17 protein-coding genes and 1 tRNA gene are annotated in these 21,539 nt (G+C 29.4%); 3 read left to right on the top strand and 15 right to left on the bottom strand.

Annotation, left to right across the window (positions count from 1 at the left end; translation table 4 throughout):
- Nucleotides 1–62: 62 nt before the first annotated feature.
- The 3 genes from AC0B4S_RS01675 to AC0B4S_RS01665 form a co-directional block, all read right to left on the bottom strand.
- Nucleotides 63–1,154: a M42 family metallopeptidase gene (locus AC0B4S_RS01675; RefSeq protein ID WP_465101390.1), complete on the bottom strand. Its 1,092-nt coding sequence runs from the start codon at nt 1,152–1,154 to the stop codon at nt 63–65.
- 64 nt (nt 1,155–1,218) lie between these two features.
- Nucleotides 1,219–1,302, bottom strand: a tRNA-Leu gene (locus AC0B4S_RS01670).
- A 14-nt stretch (nt 1,303–1,316) separates the two neighbouring features.
- Nucleotides 1,317–1,817 carry a dUTP diphosphatase gene (locus tag AC0B4S_RS01665; protein WP_465101389.1) on the bottom strand — a complete coding sequence of 167 codons (501 nt, stop codon included), beginning with the start codon at nt 1,815–1,817 and terminating at the stop codon, nt 1,317–1,319.
- Nucleotides 1,818–1,964: 147 nt separating this feature from the next.
- On the opposite strand from AC0B4S_RS01665, the gene AC0B4S_RS01660 reads away from it, so the two are divergent.
- The 3 genes from AC0B4S_RS01660 (at nt 1,965) to AC0B4S_RS01650 (ending at nt 7,565) form a co-directional block, all read left to right on the top strand.
- On the top strand, nt 1,965–3,344 hold the full coding sequence (locus AC0B4S_RS01660; protein ID WP_465101388.1) for a transposase family protein: 1,380 nt from the start codon (nt 1,965–1,967) through the stop codon (nt 3,342–3,344).
- 839 nt (nt 3,345–4,183) lie between these two features.
- Nucleotides 4,184–5,368, top strand: a complete 1,185-nt coding sequence (locus tag AC0B4S_RS01655) for an IS30 family transposase (protein WP_465101387.1) — start codon at nt 4,184–4,186, stop codon at nt 5,366–5,368.
- A 1,012-nt stretch (nt 5,369–6,380) separates the two neighbouring features.
- Nucleotides 6,381–7,565 carry an IS30 family transposase gene (locus AC0B4S_RS01650; protein ID WP_465101386.1) on the top strand — a complete coding sequence of 395 codons (1,185 nt, stop codon included), beginning with the start codon at nt 6,381–6,383 and terminating at the stop codon, nt 7,563–7,565.
- 424 nt (nt 7,566–7,989) lie between these two features.
- On the opposite strand, the gene AC0B4S_RS01645 is transcribed toward AC0B4S_RS01650, so the two are convergent.
- From AC0B4S_RS01645 to AC0B4S_RS01590, 12 genes are all read right to left on the bottom strand, one after another.
- Complete coding sequence (locus AC0B4S_RS01645) at nt 7,990–8,304, bottom strand: HNH endonuclease (protein ID WP_465101385.1); 315 nt, start codon at nt 8,302–8,304, stop codon at nt 7,990–7,992.
- A 14-nt stretch (nt 8,305–8,318) separates the two neighbouring features.
- Nucleotides 8,319–9,335, bottom strand: coding sequence for a hypothetical protein (locus AC0B4S_RS01640; protein ID WP_465101384.1), 1,017 nt, complete (start codon nt 9,333–9,335; stop codon nt 8,319–8,321).
- Nucleotides 9,336–9,352: 17 nt separating this feature from the next.
- Nucleotides 9,353–9,580 (bottom strand): hypothetical protein, encoded by a 228-nt coding sequence (locus tag AC0B4S_RS01635; protein WP_465101383.1) that lies wholly within the window; start codon nt 9,578–9,580, stop codon nt 9,353–9,355.
- A 538-nt stretch (nt 9,581–10,118) separates the two neighbouring features.
- A complete protein-coding gene (locus AC0B4S_RS01630; protein WP_465101382.1) occupies nt 10,119–10,955 on the bottom strand; it encodes a hypothetical protein in 837 nt (278 codons plus the stop codon).
- Nucleotides 10,956–11,128: 173 nt separating this feature from the next.
- Complete coding sequence (locus tag AC0B4S_RS01625; protein ID WP_465101381.1) at nt 11,129–11,998, bottom strand: hypothetical protein; 870 nt, start codon at nt 11,996–11,998, stop codon at nt 11,129–11,131.
- Between the two features lie 124 nt (nt 11,999–12,122).
- Nucleotides 12,123–13,919 (bottom strand): molecular chaperone DnaK, encoded by a 1,797-nt coding sequence (dnaK, locus tag AC0B4S_RS01620; RefSeq protein WP_465101380.1) that lies wholly within the window; start codon nt 13,917–13,919, stop codon nt 12,123–12,125.
- Between the two features lie 96 nt (nt 13,920–14,015).
- Complete coding sequence (gene grpE, locus AC0B4S_RS01615) at nt 14,016–14,831, bottom strand: nucleotide exchange factor GrpE (protein ID WP_465101379.1); 816 nt, start codon at nt 14,829–14,831, stop codon at nt 14,016–14,018.
- Entirely contained in the window at nt 14,815–15,852 is a 1,038-nt protein-coding gene (locus AC0B4S_RS01610; protein WP_465101378.1) for a heat-inducible transcriptional repressor HrcA, read from the bottom strand. Before AC0B4S_RS01610 ends, grpE begins: the two co-directional genes overlap by 17 nt.
- Nucleotides 15,853–15,918: 66 nt before the next feature.
- Nucleotides 15,919–17,250: an ABC transporter ATP-binding protein gene (locus tag AC0B4S_RS01605; RefSeq protein WP_465101377.1), complete on the bottom strand. Its 1,332-nt coding sequence runs from the start codon at nt 17,248–17,250 to the stop codon at nt 15,919–15,921.
- Nucleotides 17,231–19,456, bottom strand: coding sequence for an ABC transporter ATP-binding protein (locus AC0B4S_RS01600; protein ID WP_465101376.1), 2,226 nt, complete (start codon nt 19,454–19,456; stop codon nt 17,231–17,233). The genes AC0B4S_RS01605 and AC0B4S_RS01600 overlap by 20 nt, the downstream gene beginning before the upstream one ends.
- 10 nt (nt 19,457–19,466) lie before the next feature.
- A complete protein-coding gene (locus tag AC0B4S_RS01595) occupies nt 19,467–20,507 on the bottom strand; it encodes an ABC transporter permease (protein ID WP_465101375.1) in 1,041 nt (346 codons plus the stop codon).
- Nucleotides 20,500–21,537, bottom strand: coding sequence for an ABC transporter permease (locus tag AC0B4S_RS01590; protein ID WP_465101374.1), 1,038 nt, complete (start codon nt 21,535–21,537; stop codon nt 20,500–20,502). Before AC0B4S_RS01590 ends, AC0B4S_RS01595 begins: the two co-directional genes overlap by 8 nt.
- Nucleotides 21,538–21,539 lie beyond the last annotated feature (2 nt).

The following is a 21,539-nucleotide window of genomic DNA, read 5'->3' as shown; positions in this document are numbered from 1 at the left end:
AAACAAACCTATCTAGATTATAATGAATGTTTTTAAAAATACCTTGACAAGTGCCAAGGTACTTAATTGTATTGCAATTTTTGTTTATATGTGTCTTTTGTAAGATCTTTGATAAATTCAGTTAATAAATCAATTGTTGCTTGAATATCAACTAAAGATGAAACACCAATAGGGCTATGAAGATATCTTTGAGGAATTGAAATAGTCATTACAGCCGCTCCACCTGGTGCAAATTGTAATTCAGCAGCATCAGTTCCACCACCACCAGCAACATATTTGTAAGCTGGAATGTTTTTCTCTTTAGAAATTTCAAATAAATATTTAATTAATTTTGGATCTGGTAATGTTCCTCCATCTTTAACTAAAATACTTACACCTTTTCCTAATACTGGTGTACCTTCTTTGGCGCCAGTTGTATCATGTGCGGCCCCAGTGTCTAAGGCAAAGGCAATATCAGGGTTAATAAGTTGTACAGCAGTCCTTGCTCCTCTAGTTCCAACTTCTTCTTGAACTGTACCTACTAAATATACATCACATTCTAATTCTAAATCTACAATATTATTAGCAATAAATTCTAGTGCTGTAACACCAGCGCGGTTATCCATTGCTTTACCACCTACTAAATTATTAGCTAAGTTAATTGTCTCACCAGTCATTAAAATTTGATCACCAATATTAATGTTATTGTCTTGAACTTCTTGTTTAGTTTTAAATCCTAAATCAACATATAATTCATCATTAGTCATGGCTGATTTATACTTTTCATTCGTAATAATGTGAATGCTTGTATGCCCAAAGACTCCAGTAAATCTTTGGTTAGTTTCTGATGATATAACAATAGCTTTTGTTCCAATCACTGTGGAAGGTCAAATTCCTCCAATTGGTGTTACCATTAAATTTCCATTATCTTTAATACTACGTATCATATAGCCAACCTCATCCATATGGGCTGCAATCATTACTTTAGGTGCATTTGGTTTATTTGATTTTTTATAAAAAATCACTGAACCAAGTTTGTCTCGTGAAATTTTAAACGTTCCAGGTTTAATTCCTGATTTTAAGCTATCAACAATAGTTTCTTCAAAACGGGAAATTGCTGAAAGTTCCATATAATGTTTTAAACGATCGAATAATGTTTGATATTTATTATCCATTTTACCTCCTATTATGTAAAAATAATTAAAAAGCTGATTTATAATCAGCTATATTTAGTTTATTTGGTGCCTTAGACAGGACTTGAACCTGCACGGATTCCTCCAGCGGATTTTGAGTCCGCAGCGTCTACCATTCCACCACTAAGGCAAAATTAAAGCAAATTAGTAATTGCTATATAATCTTTTATAGTTTTTTTGATTCTTAAAAAAGTAAGCTTCAAATAACTCATTATAATTATACCCTAACATTTCAAAACACCCTAATGCTATTTCAAAGGAAATTTGGATATTTTCTTGGTTAGGACTTTTTAAGATATCACTAATATTTATAAATAAATTTTTGAACTGTAAGTTTAGATCATTATACTCATTAACCTTTGGAGTCAAAGTATATGGAACGTTATGTTGGTATGATAAACTAATAAAAAAATGAAGTAAATCCACAAATTCTTCTAAAATTTTGTGTTTTGAAATATTTTTATTTTGTTTTCAATATTTAAAGGATTGAACTTCATTAACAAATTCACCAGCCTCAACTATTAGAGCAAGAGTACGCTGCAAGATAATTTCTTTTTTATTTAAATTAGGTGATAAAGATTCTTGTTTTTTTTCGATCTTTTCATCTAATTTTTTTTGCATTTCAAATAATTGAATCAAATTCATAAGTTAACTTTATTATACTATTTTTGTGAATTTTCATAATATATTTTTATATGAGTGTTGGAACGTGTCCAATGACAACTATTTAGGCCCATATATAAATCCCACCCAAAGTGAACTAATTTAATTAAAATATGGTATAAATTATTTATGATATTTAAACATAACATAGATAAGTACAAAAACTTAACAAACTACGAACTAAAAAAGCAGCAATCTCTCATATTAATTGCTGCTAATATTGAAAAATCTTTATCTCAACTTAGTTTAATTACAAACCTTAGTGTATCAACTGTAAAAAGATATAAAAAAATAATAAAAAGTAATCAAGAAATTGACATCAGCCATAAAAATAAAAATCAACAAAGAAGTTGCAAAGTTACAGATTCAGAAATTGAATTAGTGTTTAAAGATTATTTAAAAATATGTGAAGTCATTTTAAATAGCGTTCTAACAAATAACCAACTTTCGTTTAAAAGTTATTATTATTCAGAATATGGTTCTTTTATAAGGCAAAAAATTTCTTACAAAACTCTGGTAAGAAGATTCAACCAATTAGGATTATTTAATATACATACAACCAAAAGAGGAAGAAAAATAGCAAAATTATCAAAGAAGAAAACTTCACAAGAGACAACATTGCTATTAAAAAAATATTATAAACAAATTAAACAAAATGAAAAACAAAGACAAGTTTTGGGTCTAAAGAAAAATTTAGAATTTGGTGAAATTGTTGAAATCGATGCTCAGCTTGAACCATATTTAAAAAATAATAAACCATTCTATCTTTATCATGCAATTGATGTTGCCACTGGAACATTATTAGCAGCATGATTTGAAGAACAAGAAACAACATTAGGATATCAAAGACTGTTAGAAATAGTATTTAAGAAATATGGATTTCCAAAGAAAATTTATACTGATAAAAGAAGAACTTTTTGGGGAAATGAAAACACACAAACAATTTTTGAAAAAGATTTAAATAAAAAAGGAATAGAAGTACTCAGTTCATCTAATCCCAAACATAAACCTCACGTTGAGAGATCTTTTAGAACATCATTAGATCAATACCCATTATTAATTCATGAAAACGGATATAAAGATATTAATGATTTAAAACAAAATAACGAAGTATTTCAAAATTATTACAACACAAGGAATAAAAAAATAATTTCTAAACATAATGTCTTTCAAAAAGAAGGAAAGAAAAACGGCAATTGAGCCGTTGATTTAGAGATTAATAGAAAAGTTTTAAATGGCGTTGTTAGATATCAAGGTCAAAACCTTGCAGCCTTCGATATGCATGACAAAAGGATTATATTTCCTTATAATTCTGATGTTGTGTTAGTACATTCTTCTGATGATAATTTGTATTTTAAATATAATGGAAAAAAATACTTTGCCAAAGAACCTACTGGAAAATATCTAAGCTTTTACAGAAATGTGAGCTCTTGAAAAAGGTTTAGATTATTCTATACCTGCCGTTGGAAAACTAGCATTTATCCACAAGAAAACAAACTCATTTTTTAAAACTCTTGAATTATATATCTCAAAGTTTAATAGTGTCTCTGTGAATGCACAAGGAAATAACCTTGAAGCCAATAAGATTATGGCTGAGTATTTAGAGATACTTAGAGCATTACACAGAAGCATCAATGATGAAATAAAAATTGATGCATATTAATTTTAATATTTTTTATTAAAAAAGAAAATAATAAAAATAGAAAACACGGGCACGTGTTTTCTGGAAGTTTTGCTTACTTTTTCAAAAGTAAGGCGCCCTTGATTGCAATCAAGGGCGGGGGGGCGGGGGTTTAAAAATCTTTTTGCTGCATTTTGAAATTTTGTAGTTAATGTAATGATATAAATAATTATGTTCTGGTTTTTTAAACAGTAAAAACATCAAAAAATATATAAATTTTCCAATTTAATTGCCAAAGAAGAAAAAATTTTTTTGGTTTGTTTTTTCATTATCTTTTTTTTGTAACAAAAGCATCATAATATAAATTAAAAAATAAAAAAAGATTAACCCCCAACAGCCTGGGCAAAAAATTAAAAAAGTAGTGCAAAAAGGTAGTTATTCTACAAATTTTCATAATATATTTTTATATGAGTGTTGGAACGATAATATATATCAATTTAATGTAGTATTTAACTAAATAACTAATATTTAAAGCTTAATAAATCAATATAATAAATAAACTATAGTGTATAACAAATCAATTGGTAAACTTGTGGTTACACTATTAATGTATTAATTGGAAATGTCACATGCAAAAAACTTGCATGTGACATTGTTTTTGTCTGCCTTGTAATAAAATAGTTGTATTAATAAATTTTAAAAAAATGAAAGGAGACTTTAAAATTATATGAAAAATTTAGAAAAATATATTTGTGTTTTTGACAAATATCGAAAAGAAAATAAATATCAACATTTTAAAATCGAAGAGAATTACAACACTATCTTGAAGATGCAAGGAGCTCTTGAGTCGCATCGAAAATTACGAGCAAACCAAATCGATCTAGAACAACTTTATAATATTTTACAAGAACTTTATGAAGGCTTCTCAATCCAAGAAGTAGCCAAGATTTTTGATAGAGACATTCGAAGTATAAAAAGTAAAATCCAAATTATTACAAATCGCAGACCACTTAGTTTAGATAAACAAAATCGCTATGTTTGTCCTAAGTGTTCAAAAAGAGTAATGCGGGTTAAAACCCTTAATTTTGCAAAGCTATACGAACATTTATTAGGTTATTCATTTTCGCGACTCTTTTTTGTAAGTGATACAATTAAAGAGAAATGAAAGGCCTACAGAAAATATTGGTATAGTGAGCTTAATACATACAATAAAAATAGAAATAAAAAGAATTTGCAGCAAAAAGAAGTTAAGAAATCAGTTACCTATCTTGTGAATTCTTTTAAAAAATTATCCCCTGATGAATTTGCTCCCTCACCTAGTACAATTTATAAAATAATTAAAAAATACCCTTATTTCCTTGATTTTGACCATATTGTTAAAAAATCTGAAGGCAAATATGGCATTAGGAAGAAAAAACAAACCAAACCTAAAACATTAAAATATGCAACAGAAATTTCCAAACGTCCAGCTTATATTAATGATCGCTCTGAACACGGCCATTTTGAATTAGACACCGTTATTGGCAAAATCAATGACGCATATTGTATTGTAACCATAATTGAACGGCAAAGCAGAAAGTCTTATGCTATGCTTTCAAAACGCAACTCCAAAGCTATCAAACAAACTCTTGTCAAACTAATCAAGAAACATAGCTTAGAGATTAAAACTTTAACAGTTGATAATGGTAGTGAAAATGTCTTATTGCACCAGGTCATTCCAACTGAAAGATTATTTAAATGCCAACCATATAGTTCATGACAAAAAGGTTCAATAGAAAATATGCACCTCTTAATTAGGTATTACATTCCCAAAGGAAAAAGCTTAGATAAATACTCTCAGCAAGAAATTGATTATATGATGGAAAAAATAAATAACTACCGACAAGTTGTACGGCAATACAAGATAACCTAAAAATTTTTTTAATCCCCCGCCTTTGATTGCAATCAAAGGGGCCTTACTTTTGGCAAAAGTAAGCAAAACCGACGAGAAAACACTGCCGTGTTTTCTGTTTTCGCATACATTTTTTATGTAAAATTTATGTTAAAATTAAAACGCAATTATTTTGTTAATATCTCGCAAGTGACTTTTCCAAAAAACATACACTATTAATGTAAGAAATTAACTTAAGTTATTTAACAAAAGATTTTAACCAAAAAAACCAATCCATACTAAAAACCATTTTATGCTTAACCAAAAATTAAAAAACTACCATATTTTAGTATGGTAGGAACTATTCATATAGTTTTTTATAAAAAAATTTAACAATGATTTTATTAATAAAGTTAATAAAAATAACTTAAAATTTACATGGTCAATTAAAATAAAATGATGCCAATTGTTTGATTTTACTTTGAAAAGAAATTGACCAATATAATTATAGCACAAAAGTTTAGGCTTGTAAACAATTTTTAAAAATTTTTGTGTTTGTGTAGAATAACTACCTTTTTGCACTACTTTTTTAATTTTTTGCCCAGGCTGTTGGGGGTTAATCTTTTTTTATTTTTTAATTTATATTATGATGCTTTTGTTACAAAAAAAAGATAATGAAAAAACAAACCAAAAAAATTTTTTCTTCTTTGGCAATTAAATTGGAAAATTTATATATTTTTTGATGTTTTTACTGTTTAAAAAACCAGAACATAATTATTTATATCATTACATTAACTACAAAATTTCAAAATGCAGCAAAAAGATTTTTAAACCCCCCGCCCCCCCCGCCCTTGATTGCAATCAAGGGCGCCTTACTTTTGAAAAAGTAAGCAAAACTTCCAGAAAACACGTGCCCGTGTTTTCTATTTTTATTATTTTATTAATTGGAAATGTCACATGCAAGTTTTTTGCATGTGACATTGTTTTTGTCTGCCTTGTAATAAAATAGTTGTATTAATAATTTTTAAAAAATGAAAGGAGACTTTAAAATTATATGAAAAATTTAGAAAAATATATTTGTGTTTTTGACAAATATCGAAAAGAAAATAAATATCAACATTTTAAAATCGAAGAGAATTACAACACTATCTTGAAAATGCAAGGAGCACTTGGGACACAACGAAAATTAAGATTAGACCAAATCGATCTAGAGCAACTTTATAATATTTTACAAGAACTTTCTGAAGGCTTCTCAATCCAAGAAGTAGCCAAAATTTTTAACAGAGACATTCGAAGTATAAAAAGTAAAATTGAAATTATTACAAATCGCAGACCACTTAGTTTAGATAAACAAAATCGCTATGTGTGTCCTAAGTGCTCAAAAAGAGTAATGCGTGTTAAAACCCTTAATTTTGCAAAGCTATATGAACATTTATTAGGTTATTCATTTTCGAGACTCTTTTTTGTAAGTGATGCAATTAAAGAGAAATGAAAGACCTACAGAAAATATTGGTATAGTGAGCTTAATACATACAATAAAAATAGAAATAAAAAGAATTTGCAGCAAAAAGAAGTTAAGAAATCAGTTACCTATCTTGTGAATTCTTTTAAAAAATTATCCCCTGATGAATTTGCTCCCTCACCTAGTACAATTTATAAAATAATTAAAAAATACCCTTATTTCCTTGAATTTGACCACATTGTTAAAAAATCTGAAGGCAAATATGGCATAAGGAACAAGAAGCAAACCAAACCTAAAACATTAAAATATGCAACAGAAATTTCAAAACGTCCAGCTTATATTAATGATCGCTCTGAACATGGTCATTTTGAATTAGACACCGTTATTGGTAAAATCAATGATACCTATTGTATTGTGACGATAATTGAACGGCAAACCAGAATGTCTTATGCTATGCTCTCAAAACGCAACTCCAAAGCTATCAAACAAACTCTTGTCAAACTAATCAAGAAACACAACTTAGACATTAAAACTTTAACAGTTGATAATGGTAGTGAGAATGTCTTATTGCACCAGGTTATTCCAACTGAAAGATTATTTAAATGCCAACCATATAGTTCATGACAAAAAGGTTCAATAGAAAATATGCACCGCTTAATTAGGTATTACATTCCCAAAGGAAAAAGCTTAGACAAATACTCTCAGCAAGAAATTGATTATATGATGGAAAAAATAAATAACTATCGACAACTTGTAAGACAAAATAAGATAACTTAAAAATTTTTTTAATCCCCCGCCTTTGATTGCAATCAAAGGGGCTTACTTTTGGCAAAAGTAAGCAAAACCGACGAGAAAACACTGCCGTGTTTTCTGTTTTCTCATACATTTTTTATGTAAAATTTATGTTAAAATTAAAAGACAATTATTTTGTTAATACCTCGCATGTGACTTTTCCAAAAAACACTGTTTTCTCATACATTTTTTTATCTAAAAATTATGTTAAAATTAAAAGACAATTATTTTGTTAACATCTCGCAAGTGACTTTTCCAAAAAACATTTTGAAATCAACTTAATTTTTGTTACCATTTCCTTGATAACTGCTGTTATTCGGATTATGCTGATTTGCATAATGATTTATTTGCTGCTTAGTGTGTGTATTACTAGAAACTTTGTGTCCTTTTGACATTTTATAACCTCCTATTATTCTTGTTCATATATTTCATATTTATTTCTTGTGCCTCTGACACGCTTGGCTAGATATCTAGTTCCATTTGCCGCCCAATGAGGAAATAAATCATCTTTTTCTTCATTGGTATCACGATGGCAAATTATAATGTTTTCTAGAATATCGCTTCCGCCTTTGGCAAGTGGTCTAATATGGTCTATAGTTGGAAAAAACTTGCTATCTGGATTACCACAAGCCGACTTTTTTATAAGCCTCCCTGCGTAATCTTCAAGCTCAGTTCTATTTCCAAATACCTTATTTCACACTTCGATAGTATTGTACTTTGACATTTTGATTACCTCCATTAATTTTCAAGGAGTTCATTATTCATTACTAAATGGTTTTTAATATCAATGATTTTATTATGAATCTCATTTAACTTTTCAATTTTCGCTTGGATTTCAACATCCTTTGATTTAACGTCAACTCGGATAATATTTGTTGCTACTACATCACAATGATCTCTATAGTAAAAAAAATCGAAAGTTATGATATCCTTTTCTTCACTTATATGATAATATCTCAAAACATCGGCCATTACGTCTTGAAAACTCCTATTTACATGTGGATTTTTTTCAATTAGTTGAGCCACTTTAAGAATCTCATTTTTTAGAGCGGTATAAGTGTTTTCGTTATGTGAAATTGCCACATCAAGTAGCATTGATGCTTTACTATTACACATTTTTACAGCATGAATAATGAGTTTATCAAAGAAAGGATATAACCATAAAAATTTTCTCTCTTCTTTCCGATACGACACCACCTCATACTCTTCACAAAAATAACTGATAACTTTTTTAGACTTCGATTGTAAAATCACATCAATGAATGTTTCGTCATAATAATCGCCAAAATTAAGTTCTCTTGGACAATATCTAAACATATAGGTAGACATGGTATGTTGAGGAGGTATTTCTCTTGCCCTCATTTTCTCCAACACATCACAATCACCATTTTCTAAAGCCATTGAAATAATTTGAGTTCTCAGAATCTTGTTTTCGTAAAATGCATCCTCAAGGGTTTTTGCTTCGTATGGTCTTGTTTTTATGGATGTTCCAGCACCAAAATTAAAGTCACCATTCCAGCTTTTGTCTGAAATTAAAGCTATATAACCATTTTCTATTAAAAACTTAATAAAACCATAATTTTTGAATTCAATAGCGTAGTCAACAACCGTTTTACCAAATTCATCTGCATATGCTGCAATACAGTCCTCTCGATTAATATATTCAATCCAATCTTGTTTATTTTTTGAAAAGGCTATATTGTAGTTGGTTCGTCTATTAATTATTGGTGTAAAATATGATCCTGCACTAAGCATTTGTTCACAAGATACATCTAACAGCCTAGAGAATATTGGCAAGTCGTAAGTTTGAATACCTTTTTTCCTTTGAGTATTTGTGAAAGCCTATTTGTCATTTTTCTTATTTCACCACTACGCAAGTCTTCTGGATCTACCGCCAAATCAACATAAGCTTTACAAAACAGCCTATCTGAAGGATATTTTGATGAAATTAACTTTTTTAAATAAGCACCAATTTCTTTATTTGATCTAAGTTTAAACATGCTATTCAACTCCTTGTATGAATATTATATCATTATCAACTTTTTCTGTGTATCCAGTTATCGTGTACATTAAAAGCATACACTTTTTTGTTACTAATAATTATATACACTTTTGGTGTATATGTCAATCATTTTGGACCAAAAAGAAAAAGCCTACCCAGGATGTTACTCCCAAGTAGGGTAGTTCTTATTTACTATTCTTTAAGATATTAATTGTTGCCTCCAGCTGCGTATTAAGTCAATTCTCAAGGTCACGATAGTTCTTGGTTATGTTTTCTTGATACCGTCAATCATTTGAGCAAGTGCCTCTACTTTACCTTTGTAAAGGCGATTTTTTGGCTTTCTAGGTCAAATGTGCCGCTCTTCTTATGAATGTCCACATAAGTTTGAAAGATGCTTCTATCAGCATTCATGACAATTTTGCTGGATACGGTAAGCTGAATTTTACCATTCCATCTTTACAGAGTTAAATTTATTAATCAGTTCTTTATTTTATTTATAGATAAAAGCCAACAAATATTGTTGGCATTTCCCTATATTATTCGTTAAAATGTTTCTTAAATTTGCCATTATACCATTCTAATAATACTCTTTGAAAATTTAATAAATATTCTAATTCAGATTCTGATTCTCTATATTCAACACTAACTCTTTTAACTGAAACTGTTTTATCTTTTGGTAAACTAAAAACGGCTCAAGTTGTATATGGAATTACATCAGTTGTTACCCATCTACGTAATACGTCATCAATTATATTTAATTCTATAGAATTATCTGATTCAAATGGTACCATATGATAATATTCAAAAGCTGTATGCGGATCATCATCATCAATATAAATATCATTGGTTTTTAAAAATTCATATACATCTTGATTTTTAAGAAATATTTTTTGAAATTCTTCTTTGATTTCTGTTTCACTTATTATTAAATCATCACGATTATTTAATTCTTGGAACCTTTTAATAATTATTTGGTCAAATTCTTCTTTAGTTTGAATTTTAGTTCAATTGGCAACTTTCTTGCTTGCATCAACTGGTTGGAAAAAATTCATATTTAACATATAGTAAGGGCCACCAAGAATTTTATCTCCATTAAATGAAGTTGTCGGGGTATTAAAAACGTTTATTGTGACAAGATCTTTAAATTTAGGTTCAAGTTTATCATAAATCTTTTGAATTTCTTCTTGTGCTTTTCATTTAGGTTCCTGACTCTTTCTAAATGCAGCGAAAAAAGGATCATTTATTGGTTCAGGATCCCAAGGGTTAGTTGGTTTTTGCGGAGTTTCTCCGCTATTACAAGATACAGTGGCAAATGTTGCAATAGGCAAAATTGATAATGAAATACTTAAAAATAGTTTCTTTCTTGTGGTCATGGTACATCCTTTATAATAGTTATTATATCGAATTAAAAATGCTTATATTTTAATTATATAATAATTTTAGGATAAATATTACTTACAATTCAATAATAAATTTGCAATACTTAAAGGAAATAAAGTAAAAAATAAAACTACTTATTAAAGTGAAAATAAGTAGTTTTATATAATTACTCGATAGCTTGCTCTTTATAAAAATTTACATACTCAGTGTTATATCATTTAAACAATTTAGGGAAAAACTCTAAAATGCCGGTCAATGCATCTTCTGATTTCATAAAATCAAGAATTTTGAAGGTAACATTTTTGCTTTTAGGTAATGTGAAAACATTTCAAGTTGAAGTTTGTAGTTGAAGTAAATTTTCAAATTGAGCTTGCTGCTCATTAGCACCTGTGCCGGGGAAGACATTTATCACAATTGAATCACCAGAATCAAATGGTACTACAATATTAGATAAAAATCCATTTGTCAAATTAAGTCCTGCGCCCATATCAGCAACATAAATATCATTATTTTGTAAAAATGCATAAACATCTTGATTATTTAAATAATTTTTCTCAAATTCTTGCTTTATTTCTGCATCACTTGTTACAACACCGTCTTTATTGTTTAATTCTTTAAATCTATTGATAACTAATTGGTCAAATTCATCTTTAGTTGTAATTCTGATTCAAGCAATTGAATTATGTAATTTATTCTTTTGTGGTACATTATCAAAAAATCCTTTGTTAAGCCTAGTTCCTGCTGGTGCTAATTTATTTAAATTTTGCTTAGCTGTAGGAGGAACAAAGTCTCTAGACTTAACTAAATCTTGCATGTTATCAGCAATATTCTTAGAAACTTTTACGGATCTTGGTATATTATTCTCGTTAGTTGCTGCAAAATTTTGTTTTTCTTGCTCTGTTAATTCTATATTTGAAATTACTTCTATTACTGGTGTTTTAGAAGTTCCCGGTTCTGAGGAATTGGTGCATGAAAATGTAATAATTGGGGTTAATATTGAAAATGTTAGAGAGGTAAATAATAATTTTTTCTTCATATTGAATCTCCTTTATAATTTAATAGTGTTATTATATCATAAATATATTTTTATTTAAATATACTATTTATATAAAGTATAAATTAGAAAAATATTCGTTTAGAAAACGAATATTTTAATTTAATTATTCTTCAACAACTGTTGCAGTATCCTCATCACTCTCAGGTTGGTTGCCTTGATTTGTTGCGTTTTGTTGTGCAGCATAGTTTGCAAAGTTACGCATCATATTTTCAACTTCATCAAGTTTAGTTTTAAGAGCCTGGATGTCTTTTTTATCTAATAAATCTTGTAACTCTTTAATAAGTTTTTCTGATTCTTCTTTTGATTTAGGGTCAAGTTTATCACCTTGCTCTTCGTTTGCTTTTTTAATTTGAGAAATTAAAGATTCAGCACGTACAACTGTTTCAGCTTCTTCTTTACGTTTTTCATCAGCTTCTTTATTAGCTTCAGCTTCTTTAATCATTCTTTGAATTTCTTCCTCAGAAAGTTTTGATGAATTTGATATGGTTATTGTTGCATCTTTATTAGTTTTTAAATCTTTTGCAGTTACGGTTGTAATACCGTTAACGTCAATTGAAAAGCTAACTTCAATTTGAGGAACTCCTCTAGGAGCTGGTTCAATTCCTCCAAGGTTAAATTGTCCAAGTAATTTATTATCTGAAGCCATTGGACGTTCTCCTTGTACAACTCTAATAGTAACTTCTGATTGATTATCAGCAGCTGTTGAAAACACTTGAGACTTAGTTGCTGGGATTGTGGTATTTCTTGCAATTAAAGGTGTTGAAACACCACCCATTGTTTCAATTCCTAAAGTTAAAGGTGTAACATCTAATAATAAAATATCATCAATATCTCCAGCTAAAACAGCTCCTTGAATAGCAGCACCAATTGAAACAACTTCATCAGGATTAATTGAACGGTTTGGTTCTTTACCTAAAGTTCTTTTAACCATATCTTGTACAGCTGGCATTCTAGTTGATCCACCAACTAATAATACTTCATGTAAATCTCTTGCAGTAACTCCTGCTTCTTTTAAAGCATCTTCAATTGGTTTACGAGTTCTATCTAATAAGTGTGCAGTCATTGTTTCAAATTCACTACGTTTTAATTCTAATTCAACATTAACTGGTCCATTTTCAGTTACAGCTAAAAATGGTAAATTAATGGTAGCGACAGCTTGACTTGAAAGATCAATTTTTGCTTTTTCAGCAGCTTCCTTCAATCTAGCTTTAGCCATTTTGTCATTAGCTGCATCAAAGTTATATTCTGATTTAATTTTTTCAACTAATCATTTAACAATTTCGTTATCTCAATCATCTCCACCAAGGTGGTTATCTCCGCTAGTTGAAAGAACTTCAAAAGTTCCATCTTCTAATTCTAAAACCGAAACGTCAAATGTTCCTCCACCAAGGTCATAAACTAATACTTTCATTGATTTATCAGTTTTTTCTAAACCAAATGCAAGTGCCGCAGCAGTTGGTTCGTTAATAATTCTTAAAACATCTAAACCAGCAATTTTACCGGCAATTTTTGTTGCTTCACGTTCAGCATTATCAAAATATGCTGGAACTGTAATAACTGCTTTTGTTACTTTTTGCCCTAATTTTGATTCTGCGTATTCTTTCATATATGAAAGGATCATTGCTGAAATTTCTTCTGGTTTATAATTTTTGTTATTTGCACGTACTGTTTTATCAGTACCCATTAATCTTTTAATTGATGTAATTGTGTTTGGGTTTGTTTCTACTTGACGTTTTGCAACATCTCCAACAATTACTTCTGAATTTTTAAAACTTACTACTGAAGGGGTTGTGCGTTTTCCATTTGGATTTTCTAATACAATTGGGTTTTTCCCTTCTGTAATTGATACAACTGAGTTAGTTGTACCTAAATCTATTCCTAATACAATTTCTTTTGCCATTAACTCTCCTAATAATATTTATATTTATTTGTTTTTTAAAATAGTTGTCTAATCCAACTAAGAATATTATAGCACATAAATTAGCAAACCAAGCAATTAATTGCTAATTTTTTTAGAAAGTACTACAGAGGCAGGAACAATAACTCTGCCATTTAAATATAGTCCATAACGAACTACTCTTAAAATTTTATTTTCTGAACCATTTGATTCCTTAAAATCAACTGCTTCTTGGCTTTGAGGATCAAATTCCTCATTTAAAGTTGGAATAATTAATTCTATTCCATGATTATTTAATAATTCTTCAAATTGCTTTGATACAATATTGAAACCATAAATATAGTTTTTTACTTCTGTTGATTGTGAAGTTTCTCCAGCTCTTATTGCTGCCATAAAATTACTAAATGGAATTGCAAAGTCTTGTGCAAAACTTTGAATTGCATATTTTTTTACTTCAAGCTTTTCTTGATCTAATTTATTTTTGTATTCTAAAGTAGCTTGATCAATTTTTTCTTGTGCTTTTTGACTAAATTCTTGTGCTTTATTTTTATATGTTTGATTTAAATTAAATAATTCAACATCTTTAAGCATTAATTTTTTTTCTAGTTCTTCAATTTTTGCTTTTAATTCAAGAATTTGAGCATTTTGCCCATCGCTAATTTTTATTTGTTCAAGTAATATTAATGCTTTTTTTCCAGCAAAATCACTAATTTCATAATTTCTTGGAAAAGTTAGTTTAATTTCTAAAGTATCTTTAACTTTGCGACCTTTTAAATAATCATCAAAGTTTGGCAAAAATTCATTTTTGCCAATAGTAATTTGCTTTTCAATTGAATACTCTTTAATTTCATTTCCATCAATTAATAATTTAAATCTTGCTGTTAATAAATCATTATGTTTAATTTTTAAATTCATTATTATTTACCTCTTTATTTTTATTTGATTCTTTGAAAAATGAATCAAGTACATTTATTGCAGTTTTCATGACATCAAAATCAGTGTTAGTAGCGCCAACGGCTGATATTTCAGTTATTTTAGAATTATTTTCAATACGTTTCGACATAAATGTACCAGATGGCCCAACTGAAATTTTAATATTTTGATCAACGTCACTAGCATCTTGAATTTTTTCCCATACTGAACTATGCTCGATTAAATCGATCATTTTAGTTAAATCCTGACGCTGAATTTGTTTACTTAAAATAATATTATTTTTTCCGTAAATGCGTTTTTGTGTTTCTTGTTGTTTTAAATATGTATTAAAAACTTGGTTTACAATTGAATCAATAATTGATTGATAATTATTTACTGATTCAGATAACAAATCTTTAAGCAAAGAAACTTTTCCTGGTAATTCTTGCAACTTAGAATCAATTAAGCGTTCTTTAAAAATCCGAACCGCAATTTTTAGATCACTAACTAAAACTTGTCTGTCAAATGTAATTATTTTAGAAAATACTTCACCTGTTGAAATAACTAATACAACTGTTGCTTTGTTTAAAGCAATTGGGACTATATCAATGCTTTTAAGCAATGAATCTTTAATAATTTCGTTAGTTACTAAAGTAATTCCAGCCATATCAGTTATGATACTTGCGGCTTCCTCTACAGTTTGATCAATACTAATATGTTTTTGCATTAAAATCTTATCAACTTTATCTTTCATCTTTTGATCTCAAGATCGTGATAAATATTTAGCATAATAATCCAATCCTTCAACAGTTGGGGTACGCCCGCTAGAATTATGTGATTTTTTAAGATATCCATCTTTTTCTAATTCATTCATAATATAGCGTACTTTAGCACTAGAACAATTTAATTTCTCACCGTATTTTTCAATTAAATATCCACTACTAATTGGATTCCCTTCTTCAATATATAGTAAAACAGTATACTGTAAGATCGGTTCTTTTTTCTTACTAATTTTTTGATGCATAGACGTATTATACCATAAGAAATAAAAAATTAGCAACATAATTATTTTATTGCTAATTTTTAATTATTAATAGTGTCCATTCTTTCACTCATTGATTTCACGGGGTGTGCCTAAAACATAATGATCATCGTTTATCTTAATTCATTCAGGCTGGTTATCTTCATTATAATCATGCATATTTATATCATATACATAACCAATTAAACTACCTTTTTTAGCTTTAATTGATGGAACTGCATCTAATAAACTTTTGGTATAAGGATGAAGTGAATTATTCATAATTTCTTCAGTTTTACCAACTTCTAATAAGCGACCTTTATTCATAACTGCAATTCGATCAGAAATATATTCAACCATACGTAAATCATGGGCTATAAATAGGATTGTTAAATTGTATTTTTCTTTCAGTTCGTTAAAAATATTAACAACTTGCGCTTGGATTGAAACGTCTAACGCGGAAATTGGCTCATCTGCGACAAGAAGTTGCGGCCTTAAGACAACGGCACGCGAAATACCAATCCGTTGCTGTTGACCTCCTGAAAATTCAAGTGGATATCTACGTAAAACTGATTCATCAAGCCCAACAGAAATTAGGATATCACGAACTAAAAGTCTCCGAGCTTCTTTTTCAGTAAGGTTACTCATTTGATCTCGTTCAAGTTTATATTTTTCTAAAACTGATAAAGCTGCTGGAAGTCTTTTAACTTGTAATTTATGTAAAAATTTATTATATAAAGCTTCATAGGCAGCAAATTCATCTTGGTAAATATTTTGATTTAATTCATCTAAATATTTACCAAAGAAATCTTTATTTTGGTCATTATTCTCAATTTTCTCATAAACTTCTTTCAAAGTATTTTGATCAAAATTATAGAATAAAATTTCACGTGAGTTTTTAGTATTTAATAAACCTTCTGAAACAATAGTTTCAACATTTGCATGCGGATTTAAAGAGTTTGCAGGATCTTGGAAGATCATTTGAACTTTATTAGTTAAAAAGTTTTCAATTGCTTTATATTCTTTTAGTGCTTTTCCAATTTTTAAGCCTCTGGTAAGTTTTTTAGGTAAAACCTTATCAAAAAGTTTAATTTCACCAAAACTGTATGGAACTAACCCAACTAAAGTTTTTCCAATTGTACTTTTCCCAGATCCTGATTCTCCAACTAAACCTAGCACTTCACCATGGTAAATATTTAAATTTAAATCTGAAACTGCTTTAAATGATTTATGCCCTTCCCCATAAGTAATGTCAACATTGCGCAATGTTGCAAGAATCTTCTCGTTATGTTTAGGAGTAAGCATATCTTCAACACCAGGTGTTTGGTAACGAACTGTAGTTACTTTTTGGAATAAAAATTTATTGTGAGTATATTCAACTTTAGTTCTTTCTGGTTTCATTTTTATTGAGATACTCCTTCCATATATCTTGAATTAAATAAGGTGCATAATATTTTTGTGTTTTATCATCTAATAAAGCAGATTTAACACGGTGTGTGTCTGAAATTCAGTAAAAATCTGGTTCGTTACTTAAATCCTTACCTATTGCATAGTCATTTCTAACGGCAAAGGCATCTCCAACAATTTTATTTAAGTTAGACGGAACACTTCCTCGGATTGTTGCTAGGCGGTTGCCTTTATTAACATCAGGCATACTTGAAATTAATCCTCATGTATAAGGATGTTGAGGGTAATTTAAAATTTCAGTTGCAGTTCCTTCTTCAATGATTTGCCCTGCATACATAATAGAAATATAATCAGCTATAGAAGCAACAACTCCTAAATCGTGAGTAATGAATACAATAGCTAATTTTAGCTTTTCTTGTAATTCTCTAATAACTTCTAACACTAGGGCTTGTACTGTTGGATCAAGGGCTGTAGTTGGTTCATCCATAACTAAAATTTTTGGCTCAAGTGCAACAATAGCAGCAATTACAACCCTTTGGATCATTCCACCACTCATTTCATGAGGGTAAAGTTTCATAACTGCTTCAGGGTCATTAATTTTAGTTAATCTTAAAAATTCTAGAGCTCTTTCATAAGCTTCTTTTTTAGTTTTAACAACCTTATTAAGTAACATCCCCTCCATAATTTGTGCTCCAACTTTCATTGTTGGATTTAATGTTGACATTGGGTTTTGGAAAACCGCAGAAACAACTCTACCACGGTAGTTTGATTTCTCCCAATCATTAAAACTAAAGTTTTCAACATGGTTATTATAAAGTTTAATTTCACCTGAATCAATCACAGCATTGTCTCCAGTTAATCCATATAATAATGATGTAATAACTGATTTACCTGATCCTGACTCTCCAATAATTGCATGAACTTTCCCTTCATATACTTTAAGAGAAGTACCTCTTAAAACTTTATTTTTTTGTCCAGGGACAGCAGGGTTAGTAAATGATAAATGCAAGTCATTAATCTCAGCAGCAATTTTTAATATAGTTCCATTTGAAAAAATTTTATATTCAACATTTTTTGAAAATTGTTCAAAATCAAATTGACTAGTTTTATTTTTATCAAATAATTTAGAAAAAACTTTAAAGTATGTTTCTTTATGAGTATGTTGTCTATCACATTTGCAAGCATAAAATCTTCCAAAATATTTTTCAATCATACAGATTTTGTTGTTTTTAGTATTATGTACAAAAGTTTGTTGCTTTTCTACCTGCAAAACTTCTGGTTTGTGATAAAAACCTTTGGGACCAAAATATTCATCAATTTCAGCTTCACTATCATTTTTATGAGCTAAAACAGTATCTTGTGGGTTTTTATCCGCCGGCGATTCTTCATTGATAACTTTAATATCTTCTATGATTTCTTTTTGAAGTGTTGTATCAATAATTTGAACAGGTGGAGAAGTTATATATTTTTGAACAACGGGTTCAAGTCTAATTATTTCTGGTTCTTTTGCTTCGTATTTATATTCTTCGTGTTTTACAACTACAATTCGTCTAGTTACGGGAGCTTTGGCTGTAGCGACCTCTACTCCCTGGTTAAAAACCTCGGCCTCAATTTCTCTGAAGCTTAGTGATGGAACAAATTCTACAGCTGGTCCACATTCTTTCAGGCAATCATGAGCCTTAGGTTCTTCAACTACCGGAACTAGTTCTGGTTCTAGTTCAGGTTCAACAATTGGTTGTTCATCTTCGATAGTTTCTTCGTTAATTGGACCAGTATACAAGTAGTCTTTTTCTTCTTCTGGTTGCTTAACAACTAAAGGAAGATGAACTGGTTCTTCAGTTTCTTCGTTAATTGGACCTGTATAATCTTCTTCTTCAGCAACCACAGGTTCTTCAATAATTTCTGGTTTCTGGTCCTCAACTGCTTGGATTACTTCTGGTTCTGGTTCTGGTTCTGGTTCTGGTTCTGGTTCTGGTTCTGGTTCTGGTTCTGGTTCTGGTTCTGGTTCTGGTTCTGGTTCTGGTTCTAATACAGGCGCCATTACAGGTTCAAGTTCAACAATTAGTTGTTCTTCTACTTCTTGTTCCACTTCCAGAATTGGTTCTTCAACAATAATTTCTAAAATATCATTATTAAATTCAGTGCTTTTTTTGGCTTTTTTAGGTTTTTGGAAACGATATTTTTTTGAGTATTTTTTCATGATTCTCCTTTTATCTTTGTCTTCTAAGTGCATCTTGCACACTAGATCCAATAAGTTGGACACTAGTTGTGATTAAAATTAATATAGTCGAAGGCACAAATACATATCTTAAATATGCAGGGAATTGTTTTTGGCCTTCAGAAATTAAATTCCCTAATGTTGAAGCATCATCAATTGCAAGACCAATAAAGGCTAATGATGTTTCTGATAGTACTACTCCAGGAATTGTAAATACCAATTGGGTTATTAAAATTGGTAAAATTACCGGAATATAATTAAGTAAAATTTTTGTCATTGGAGTCCCCAACACACGTGAGGCAGATACTCATTCAAAGTGTTTTGCACGTTTAACTTGGGCTCTAATTTGGTTGGCCATACCCGTTCATGAAGTTAATGATAAAGCTAAGGCAATGACCCAAAACGTAGGACTAACAACAATAGTAATTAAAATTAAGATTAAAATCGTGGGAACAACTGAAATAATTTTAATAATAAAGGTAAAAAACTTATCAACTTTTTCAAATTGGCCCATCATTATACCTATTGTTAAGCCAATAATAACTTCAATTGTCGTTACGACAATGGCTAAAAGCAGCGAATACCTTAGCCCATGTCAAAGTCTTGCTCATAAGTCTCTTCCTAAATGATCAGTTCCAAAAATATGATAAATACCATTTGAATCTGTGGTATTAAAAGTTAAATAACGATTGTTAACATCAGTTGCTAATGGTGCTTGGGTAGTAAATGGGATTATAAATGATAATAAAATTAGACTTACTAATAAAATAAAGCCAAAAACACCAGTGAAGCTTTTTGAATATCTGTAAACAAATTCCTTGAATGGTTTTGCCTCAGCATTCATGTGTTGGTTAGTTGAATAATCAATTGTTTTGCCAATGATTTTCCAAGCTTGGTATTGAAATGGAGAAATTAATGGGTTTGGAGCAGTCGCTAAATTATTTAAATTTGTTTCTCCTAAATCATTACGATTTTTCAGTTTGGTTAAATAATTATTAAATTTTTCGCTAATGCTTTTTTTGCTATTAGGCACCTGACCCCCTTCTTCTGACCCTTGGGTCGATTACTTCATATAAAATATCCCTTGTAGCATAAGATAAAATTGTTAATAATGTAAACATCATAATTAAGAATAAAATGATGTTGTAATCTTTAGTTTGAATAGCTTGCAGCAATGTTGCCCCTGATCCAGGAATAAAGAAGATTTGTTCAATAAAAATACTTCCAATAAATGAACCAAAAATTACCGCTGGGAAAAATGTCGCAATTGGGAATAATGCTGGTTTTAAGGCGTGTTTTCATACAAAACGATTTTTTGAAAGGCCTTTTAAATATGCAAATTTTGCATGCACAGAGTTTAGTTCGCGATTTAATTCAGTTCTTATATATTTAATATAAACAATAATGCTTCCAAGCGATAAGGCAAAAGCTGGTAAGATATAAGTAACTAAGTTATTTTCATTAAAAATATATGGTAGACCTACTAAACGGCCAATAAAGACCAAGACTAAAGCAAAGATAATTGACGGAACACTTGAAAAAATACTTACAAGTACAGTTGAAATATTATCAACTCATCCACCCGGATTTTTACCAACTCAAACTCCTACTGAAATACCTATTGTCACAGTTAAAATAACTGAACAAATTCCAACTAAAAATGATTTGTAAAATCTAATTCAAATAAAATCTTGAATTTCCCGACCTGGAAATAATGAAATAGAAATACCAAATTCGCCTTTGAATAGTCCACCAAGATAATTTAAATACCTTTGGAATATTGGCAAATTAAGTCCGTATTTAGTTTCGATTGCTCTTCTAGCACCTTCGTCAAGTCCGGCTGTTAAAGAGTTAGATCCAGGAACTGCATTAATTAAGAAAAATGTAATAGTAATAACAATTATTCCAATAATAAAGAATTCTAAAATTATTTTAGTTAATCTAATTAATGATTTTGCAAAAGTAGAATTAAATGAAAATAATTTTTCAAATAATGAATAATCATTAGTTCGTTTTCCTGCAAAATAAATTGGATTAAGATCGTGTACAACTTTATTAAACATTA

This window comes from Mycoplasma sp. 6934 (genome assembly GCF_055523595.1).
Note: the sequence above shows the minus strand (reverse complement) of the source record. Positions and strands in the feature narration are given on the sequence as shown.